The 7,830-nt window shown below is 45.8% G+C and carries 8 protein-coding genes; 6 read left to right on the top strand and 2 right to left on the bottom strand.

Going from position 1 to position 7,830, the window contains the following annotated elements; translation table 11 throughout:
• Nucleotides 1–207 precede the first annotated feature (207 nt).
• Both QUA83_RS10735 and QUA83_RS10730 read left to right on the top strand, forming a co-directional pair.
• The gene (locus QUA83_RS10735) at nucleotides 208–681 is read left to right on the top strand and encodes a DUF732 domain-containing protein (protein ID WP_333293128.1); all 474 of its coding nucleotides are present in this window, start codon (nucleotides 208–210) and stop codon (nucleotides 679–681) included.
• Between the two features lie 431 nt (nucleotides 682–1,112).
• Nucleotides 1,113–1,931, top strand: a complete 819-nt coding sequence (locus QUA83_RS10730; protein WP_333293126.1) for a hypothetical protein — start codon at nucleotides 1,113–1,115, stop codon at nucleotides 1,929–1,931.
• Nucleotides 1,932–2,020: 89 nt separating this feature from the next.
• On the opposite strand, the gene QUA83_RS10725 is transcribed toward QUA83_RS10730, so the two are convergent.
• Both QUA83_RS10725 and QUA83_RS10720 read right to left on the bottom strand, forming a co-directional pair.
• Nucleotides 2,021–2,608: an acireductone dioxygenase gene (locus QUA83_RS10725; protein WP_333293125.1), complete on the bottom strand. Its 588-nt coding sequence runs from the start codon at nucleotides 2,606–2,608 to the stop codon at nucleotides 2,021–2,023.
• Between the two features lie 221 nt (nucleotides 2,609–2,829).
• Entirely contained in the window at nucleotides 2,830–4,038 is a 1,209-nt protein-coding gene (locus QUA83_RS10720) for a NupC/NupG family nucleoside CNT transporter (RefSeq protein ID WP_333293123.1), read from the bottom strand.
• A 245-nt stretch (nucleotides 4,039–4,283) separates the two neighbouring features.
• Between QUA83_RS10720 and der the strand changes: the two genes are divergently transcribed.
• From der to pipX, 4 genes are all read left to right on the top strand, one after another.
• Nucleotides 4,284–5,645: a ribosome biogenesis GTPase Der gene (gene der / locus QUA83_RS10715; protein WP_333293121.1), complete on the top strand. Its 1,362-nt coding sequence runs from the start codon at nucleotides 4,284–4,286 to the stop codon at nucleotides 5,643–5,645.
• Nucleotides 5,646–5,838: 193 nt separating this feature from the next.
• Nucleotides 5,839–6,834, top strand: coding sequence for an energy-coupling factor transporter transmembrane protein EcfT (locus QUA83_RS10710; RefSeq protein ID WP_333293119.1), 996 nt, complete (start codon nucleotides 5,839–5,841; stop codon nucleotides 6,832–6,834).
• 185 nt (nucleotides 6,835–7,019) lie between these two features.
• Nucleotides 7,020–7,478 (top strand): holo-ACP synthase, encoded by a 459-nt coding sequence (gene acpS, locus QUA83_RS10705; RefSeq protein ID WP_333293117.1) that lies wholly within the window; start codon nucleotides 7,020–7,022, stop codon nucleotides 7,476–7,478.
• A gap of 42 nt (nucleotides 7,479–7,520) precedes the next feature.
• Entirely contained in the window at nucleotides 7,521–7,790 is a 270-nt protein-coding gene (gene pipX, locus QUA83_RS10700; protein ID WP_333058020.1) for a transcriptional coactivator PipX, read from the top strand.
• Nucleotides 7,791–7,830: the final 40 nt, after the last annotated feature.

Here is a 7,830-nt window from a genome sequence, read left to right as displayed (position 1 = left end):
TCTATCCTTGCTCTTCGCTGTGCTTATCTCAATGGTCAACTTTCAATTTGATGTATTTGCCAAACTGAGATGCACCCGAAGTATAGATGGTTGGTGAAACCCGCCCCTACAATTATTTCGGTTAATTTACCGGACACGCTCTAACTCAAAAACGCCATATTGCTCCGCATTCTAGGTTAAAAATCCCAAGTATATCACGTAATTTCCATGCTAAATTACTCGCGTTTAACTGCTGTTATGTCCGCCGTTATTATACAATTTGTACCCAGCAACCAAAGCGCGATCGCCCAAGAACGCGAAGGATGTTTTCTTGTCAATGCAGTGGGAGAAGTAATTAACTTAAATTTGTTGTGTTCGCCTCAAGAATCCGACATTAAGCTGACAGGAAATGATGGGAAATTTCTCGAAGACTACAAACGCTTAGCAAAAAGCTACTCTCCAGAAGCCACGGACAATTTACTGCAAGCAATCCGAAGGGCCCCCGGTCAAAAAATTGCGGCCGCTAAAAGAATGTGTGCGGAAGCAAAATCGGGAGTTTCTCTGCCGGAAGTTAAATTAAGAGCGATCGGGCAAGCTGTCAGTATCAACAATCCAACTGCCAAAGAAAGTTTTCTCGCCGATGCCGATATTATTACCACCCTTGCCGCCAATCATTATTGCCCGGAATTAGCCAGTAAGTAATATCATGAAATCTCTAGGGACACGGTAAGGTATATTAGTGTCAACTTAAGCTTTTAGTCCGCCATTCCTCCCGTTCACCCGGCATTCCGCCAGGGAATGAATTCCCTGTCTCATAGCTAAAGTCCTCTGAAGAGGACTAATAAGAATAAGTTTAAAAGTATTTTTTTCAGTCCTATGCAAGAGGACTTTCGCTTTGAGGTAGGGGTTTCAAGCGCTGCGAGACTGAGGGTTTAACGTGTTTGTTGACACGCCTTGGGTAAGGCTGCATCTCAGTTTTGATTTTACAGGAATGCAAGGGGGACGATCGCACTTCTAAAAAACCCTTTTTATAAAACTGAGATTCTCCCACGCTAATACGGCGTCTTTACTGGCAGTTACAATATTAATTGTTATTTTGTCGGGCAACGATTCATGAAATTACCGGACATGAGATGAAACATTTAAAATCAAGTTCCGCCGACTTGCGGGATTTATTCAAAGACAGCATTACAGTTAAATACCTCGCGGAACCGCTGAAATCTGTCCCAGCTTGCGAAGATGCAGCCAAATTGCGATCGTGGATGGAGGCCCGCGATTTTGACGTACTCGGTATCGAAGAAAATGGCACGGTTTGTGGCTATGTAGAACGATCGCACTTAAAGACAGGCAAGTGCAGCGACTACCAGCAAATTTTTCACCCCTCACAATTAATTGCCGCTTCGACTCCTTTGATGGAATTGTTGCCGCTGCTGCGAGAAAAACCGAGATTATTTGTATTGGAAAGCAACAGGATCGACGGGATCGTTACCTGCGGCGATTTGCAAAAAGCACCGGTGCGGATGCTGCTGTTTGGATTGGTGACGCTTCTGGAAATGAATTTATTGCGGATCGTGCGGATCTACTTTCCCCAAGATTCTTGGCAGAAATCGCTTAAGGGCGATCGCATTTTAGCCGCAAAACACCTTTGGGAATTGGGGCGATCGCGAAATGAAGCAATTGACTTAATCGATTACCTGCAATTCTGCGACAAGCGAGATTTAATCCTGAGTTCGGCTGAAATAGTCGATCGGCTGGGGCTCAAATCCAAACGCTACGGCGAGCGTTTTTTAAAGTCAGCAGAAGCATTAAGAAACAAATTAGCTCATGCTCAAGATTTAATCAACGGTTCTTCGTGGCCGGAAGTAATTTTTTTAGCTCAAGAAATAGAAGCGCTTTTGCAGCGTTGCGAAGAAATTGAAATGGCCGCACCTAATGAATTAGAAAGCATTTAATCCTCATCTTTTATAGAGAGACTTTGTTTGTAGTGTCGCCATAATCGCCTATTTTGATAGAGGAAGGTGCGCCGAAGCGCACCCTACATTTAGTTTTTAATTTTTAGTTTCCTGTTAGTATACTGAGGAACCCAACCTTGAGCAGTGGTGTAATACTGCAAGGCTTTCAAGTACAGCGACGGAGTGAGATAAAACCAATGTTCGGTATTGGCAGGCACTTTAATGTATTCTTCAGCTTGCAGCATTAATTGTACCTGAGAGCCGTTAGAATACACAAACCCAAAAACGCATTCCCCAGCTAAAATGTGAAGAACTTCTGCATCTGTGTGGGTATGAGTGCGATGGCTTTGAGTCATCAGCGCGTAAATCTGCTGCGAACCTGGATGCAGAACTTTTAAGTCGCACCACTTATATCCGCTGGCGCGCTTAAACTGTTCAAACTCGCTATTATATGCTGCGAGAATCTGCTGTTTTTCTGTTACATTGAGAATGTCTTGAACTAGCAGTTCTTGAAACGCCGGATTTTCGTTGGCGGGCAGGGAATCAATCTCAATATTTAAAACGGCCAGTTGATTCGCGATCGCCCGGATATCCGTATATGTTCTACCGTCTTCTAGTTGCAGAACAGCCATATTACCACCTAATGTTTTGAGCTTTGAGGGAAATTTAGTTTCCATTTTTAAGCTGCTGTTTTAAGCTTTCGTCAAAAACTAAACTCCTGCTTATTTTCAATAATAGCCGATCGCTAAAATTCCATGTCTTGCCTCGCCAATCATCAAAGCAATACCATCCATCAAATAATTTGGTGGTTTTTTTAACTTTTATTTAATAACATTTACTGGAGTTAATGTAAGGTGCACCATAAACACCGCACAGCTTAACTACAAACTCAAAACTTTCAAATCAGCATCCCCGCGATACAAGCAGTCATAAAACAAGCCACAGAGCCAGCAATCATCGCCCTCACGCCCAACCTAGCCAAATCGCCTTGCCGCTGCGGAGCCATCCCGCCAATTCCCCCAATCTGAATCCCGATCGAGCCAATGTTAGAAAACCCGCACAAAGCATAAGTCGAGATAATTTGCGATCGTTCAGAAATCGTCTGTTGTTTCACCAATTCCATCAAATCTAAATAAGCAATAAACTCATTCAAAATCGTTTTTTTTCCCAAAATAATCCCCACCGCTGCACAATCAGCCCAAGGCACACCCATCAGCCAAGCAACCGGAGCCATCAAATAAGCTAAAATTAATTCGAGCGACAACTGAGGCAAACTAATTAACCCTCCAAACCACCCCAAAAGCGCATTAAAAAAAGCCAACAAACCCAAAAAAGCAATCAGCATAGCGGCCACATTCGCCGCCAACTTCAACCCGTCGCTAGCACCCGAAGCCGCCGCATCCACCGCATTAGCATAAACCTGTTCCACCTTCACCTCCACCTCCCCAGCAGTCAGCGACTTTTCAGTTTCTGGGTACAGCAATTTAGAAATAGCCAAAGCTGCTGGTGCAGACATCACCGACGCCGCAATTAAATGTTGAGCTGGTACTCCAAAAGAAATATAAGCTGCCATGACTCCGCCGGCAATTGTGGCAAATCCTCCCGTCATGACAGCATGGAGTTCCGAGAGCGTCATCGTCGCCAAATAAGGTTTAATTAACAGCGGAGCTTCCGTTTGCCCGATAAAGATATTCGCAGCACAAGAAAGCGTTTCTGCGCCGGAAGTTTTCATATTTTTAATCATCAACCATGCCACTGCTTGCACAACTCGCTGCAAAATGCCGTAGTGATAAAGTATGGTGATAAATGAGGAGAAAAAAATGATAGTCGGCAGGACTTTAAAAGCGATAAAGTGTTCGGAAAAATTGTCTCCAAATATAAACTTTGCCCCGGCATCAGAAAAATTGAGAAACTGCGTCACCACATCTCCCAAAAATTTAAAGACAGCCAAACCCGGAGCAGTTTTAAGAATTAAAATAGCAAAAATTAGCTGTAAAGCAATTCCCCACAATACGGGCGGCAACTTGACAGCGCGCCGATCGACTGAAAAGGCGTAGGACAAACCGACAAAAACAGCTAACCCGAATACAGAAATAAGTCGTTCCATTTAGCAATTTTTAGAGAATGTGCAGCAAGCATTTATCGTTACCAGCCTCTGGTAATCCAGATTAACAGCCCGATCGTACTTTATCTCGTTTCCAGAGGTCGCCAGGAGTTAGCGGCGCGGGCCGCACAGCCCCGGAGGGCGTGTAATACACGATGCCGCCTGATCGCATACAATCTCAACCAGTTTCGCTTACAATAAAAGGCTAAACCTCAAAATTACGGCGCAGCGTCATTGCTGCTACTTTTATGTCTCTACCTATAGTTGCTATTATTGGACGCCCCAATGTAGGCAAATCGACGATCGTCAACCGTTTAGCCAACACCCAAGACGCGATCGTCCACGACGAAGCAGGAATTACGCGCGATCGCACTTACAGACCAGCATACTGGGGCGATCGGGAATATCAAGTCGTAGACACCGGCGGGCTAGTATTCGACGACGAGACAGAATTTCTGCCTTTAATTCGCGAACAAGCAATGGCAGCCCTCGCAGAAGCCAGCGCAGCCATTTTCGTAGTAGACGGACAAACCGGCCTCACCGGCGGCGACGAATCGATCGCATCTTGGCTGAGACTGCAAAAAGTCCCAGTCATTCTCGCCGTCAACAAATGCGAATCGGAAAATACAGGGCTTACCCAAGCAGCAGACTTTTGGCAATTGGGACTGGGAGAACCTTATCCAATTTCCGGCATTCACGGCAACGGCACCGGCGAATTACTTGACAAATTAATTACTTACCTTCCCACAGAAGTATTACCAGAAGTTGAGGAAATTAAAGTAGCAATTATCGGTCGTCCCAACGTCGGCAAATCGAGTTTGTTAAACGCATTTCTCGGAGAAAATCGCGCTATTGTCAGCCCGATTTCCGGTACAACCCGCGACGCGATCGACACCTTAGTAGAACGCAACGGTAAAACCTACCGCCTGATCGACACAGCCGGAATCCGCAAAAAGAAAAACGTCGAATACGGCGCAGAATTTTTCGGGATCAACCGTGCTTTCAAAGCCATCCGCCGCGCCAACGTCATACTGTTAGTAATTGACGCAATTGACGGCGTTACCGATCAAGACCAAAAATTAGCCGATCGCATCAGCCAAGAAGGTCGAGCCTGCATCATAGTCGTCAACAAATGGGACGCCGTAGAAAAAGACTCCGACACCATCTACGAGTACGAAAGAGAAGTAAGAACCCGACTTTATTTCCTCGACTGGGCAGAAATGATTTTTGTTAGCGCCATGAGTGGACAGCGAGTTGAAAAAATCATTGAATTAGTAGACAAAGCCTCCGACGAACACAAGCGCCGCGTCCCTACCGCAGTCATTAACGAAGTCATAGAAGAAGCCACAACCTGGCACTCAGCCCCAGTTACCCGCCAAGGAAAACAAGGTAAAATCTATTACGGTACTCAAGTGCGATCGCAGCCACCGACAATCGCCCTATTTGTCAACGATCCCAAACGCTTCACCGAAAATTACCGCCGCTACATGGAAAGCCAATTCCGCAAACACCTCGGCTTTACCGGTACACCAATGCGGCTACTTTGGAGAGGCAAAAAAGTTCGTGCTACAGAAATGAGCACAACAAACAGAGCACTGCGCGTCAAGTAATTTTCGATTTTAGATTCAATAAAAAACGCAATTTAACGACCAAAGCAAATTGCGTTTTTTTTCTATTCTCTTCCTTCTATTCTCTTCCTTCGCGTCCTTCGCGTCTTCGCGGTTCAATAAATTAGTATTATTAAAAATCGACCATCTAAAATCGACCATCTAAAATCTAAAATCTAAAATCTAAAATCGCCAAATGGACTTACTTCGATCGCTCCCCATAGGACTTTACCTAGAACAACCAGTAACCTGGCTTCACAGGCTAGACTCCCGCGTAAAATTAGCTTGGTTGATGACATTTCTGATTGCACCAATACTCGCCAATCCCATCTGGCGGTTGATGCTAGTAGGAATGTTAATCGTACTGACACTAACAGCAGCAATTCCCTTGCGCGTGTGGAAACAGCAAATGGGAATGCTGCTGCTATTCTGCCTATTAGTATTTGGCCTCAGTGCGATCGCCCCCGACGGACTCCCCGCAGAACACCAGCCCCGCATCCCCGCCGACGAATTAACCTTTTCCCAACAGCCGGCAACCCTTCGGGCCCCTCAAAAGCCCAAACCCTGGTACCAATCTTTTAACTTAGGCTCAAACTCCCCAATCCCCAATCCCAAAGCCCAAAGCCCAAATCAACTCCCCCAACCCACAAACTACCGTTACGTTGTATTCAAACAAGGCCCGATTAAAATCACCCGCAAATCCCTAGATTTAGCTATCAACGTCAGCACCCTATTTTTCACAGTAATTTACAGCACCAACCTCTACCTCCTTACCACAGCCAGCGAAGAAATTACCGCCGCCCTGGAAAACTTAATGCAGCCCTTGCGCCGCTTGAACTGGCCTATTACCGAAATAGCCTTAACATTAACTTTATCTTTGCGATTCATCCCCCTAGTATTGGAAGAAATACAAAATTTAGTGCGATCGGTCAGAACCAGAGCGATAAACTGGAAAAAACTCGGATTTCGCAGCGCCGCTCAAGTGTGGTTGATGATAGCGGAGCGGCTGTTAGAAAACTTGCTCCTGCGAGCTGAACAAATTGCCAGCGCTATGAAAGTTCGCGGCTTCACCAGTCCCGATCGACACCGGGTAGAATGGCACCAGTTGCAATTGAAAATCCGAGACTGGATCGCCCTCGGCTGCTTGATCGTCCTCTGGAGCGCCCGCTTCGTTTGGGGTTGGGACAGTTGACTGTTGACTGTTGACTGTTGACTGTTGACTGTTGACTGTTGAGGATATTGAAAAGCAGAATCTCATATCCCACAAAAGCGTCAATACTAAGTCAGTCCTTATAAATTTTAGATTGAAGCATTAGGAATGATTGGTTGCACACTACTGCTAAAGTAATGGAGACAAATATTTAGAGAACCAAGACCTTGAACATCTATCTTGGGACAGATATCGTTTATGTTCCCCGCATTCAAGCCGCATTAGACCGGTTTGGCGATCGCTTCCTCGAAAAAGTTTACACGCCCGCCGAACAAAGGGATTGCGGGCAACTAAATTCTCAACACAGCAGCATTAAAGGTAAAATGAATCGAGTTTCCTGCAACCAGCTAGCGGGGCGCTGGGCAGCAAAAGAAGCCGTTGTCAAAGCTCTAGGCACGGGATGGCGGGGAATACGGTATGCAGATGTGGAAATTCGGCGCTCCGAAAACGGTGCTCCAAATGTGCAACTGCACGGAACCGCAGCAGCACAAGCCTCTGTTTGGGGAAATTGCCAGTGGCAATTAAGCCTCAGCCACGACGGAGACTATTGCACGGCTACGGCTATCGCCCTTTGTACCCCGCCGTCAAACAACGCCGTCGGGCGATCGAGCGAAACTAAAATCTAAAATCTAAATCTTTAATCTAAAATTGATCGATTGTGAGTGTGAATGACTACCGAAACTTACCTGAATCATCCAAACTTTGGCCTCCTCTTCAGGGTATCCCAGGTTGAAGACAGCCAAGAATTATTTACCACCCTATACGCCCAGCGCCTGTTTTTTTTGGTGACAAACGGCCCTGGCGGGCTGAGATTTGAACCAATCAGTCGCTCCGATGCTCGCCTCATGGTCGAAATTCGCCTGCGAACCCTGCGTCGCAGCGGTCAATATCACGAGTACGACCAATTGCAGACCATTCACCAGCGCACATTTCAATAACGAAAATCAGTAATTTGGTAATTGGTAACTGTCTTAATTT

Source organism: Microcoleus sp. K1-B1 (assembly GCF_036704705.1).
GTDB lineage: Bacteria > Cyanobacteriota > Cyanobacteriia > Cyanobacteriales > Microcoleaceae > Microcoleus.
The sequence above is the reverse complement of the archived record's forward strand: the minus strand, read 5'-3'. Positions and strand labels throughout refer to the sequence as shown.

What these genes read in the sequence shown, in the direction of transcription:
- der (WP_333293121.1), top strand. Translation starts at nt 4,284, where the DNA reads ATGTCTCTACCTATAGTTGCTATTATTGGACGCCCCAATGTAGGCAAA.
- pipX (WP_333058020.1), top strand. Translation starts at nt 7,521, where the DNA reads ATGACTACCGAAACTTACCTGAATCATCCAAACTTTGGCCTCCTCTTC.
- QUA83_RS10710 (WP_333293119.1), top strand. Translation starts at nt 5,839, where the DNA reads ATGGACTTACTTCGATCGCTCCCCATAGGACTTTACCTAGAACAACCA.
- QUA83_RS10725 (WP_333293125.1), bottom strand. Translation starts at nt 2,608, where the DNA reads ATGGAAACTAAATTTCCCTCAAAGCTCAAAACATTAGGTGGTAATATG.
- QUA83_RS10730 (WP_333293126.1), top strand. Translation starts at nt 1,113, where the DNA reads ATGAAACATTTAAAATCAAGTTCCGCCGACTTGCGGGATTTATTCAAA.
- QUA83_RS10735 (WP_333293128.1), top strand. Translation starts at nt 208, where the DNA reads ATGCTAAATTACTCGCGTTTAACTGCTGTTATGTCCGCCGTTATTATA.
- QUA83_RS10720 (WP_333293123.1), bottom strand. Translation starts at nt 4,038, where the DNA reads ATGGAACGACTTATTTCTGTATTCGGGTTAGCTGTTTTTGTCGGTTTG.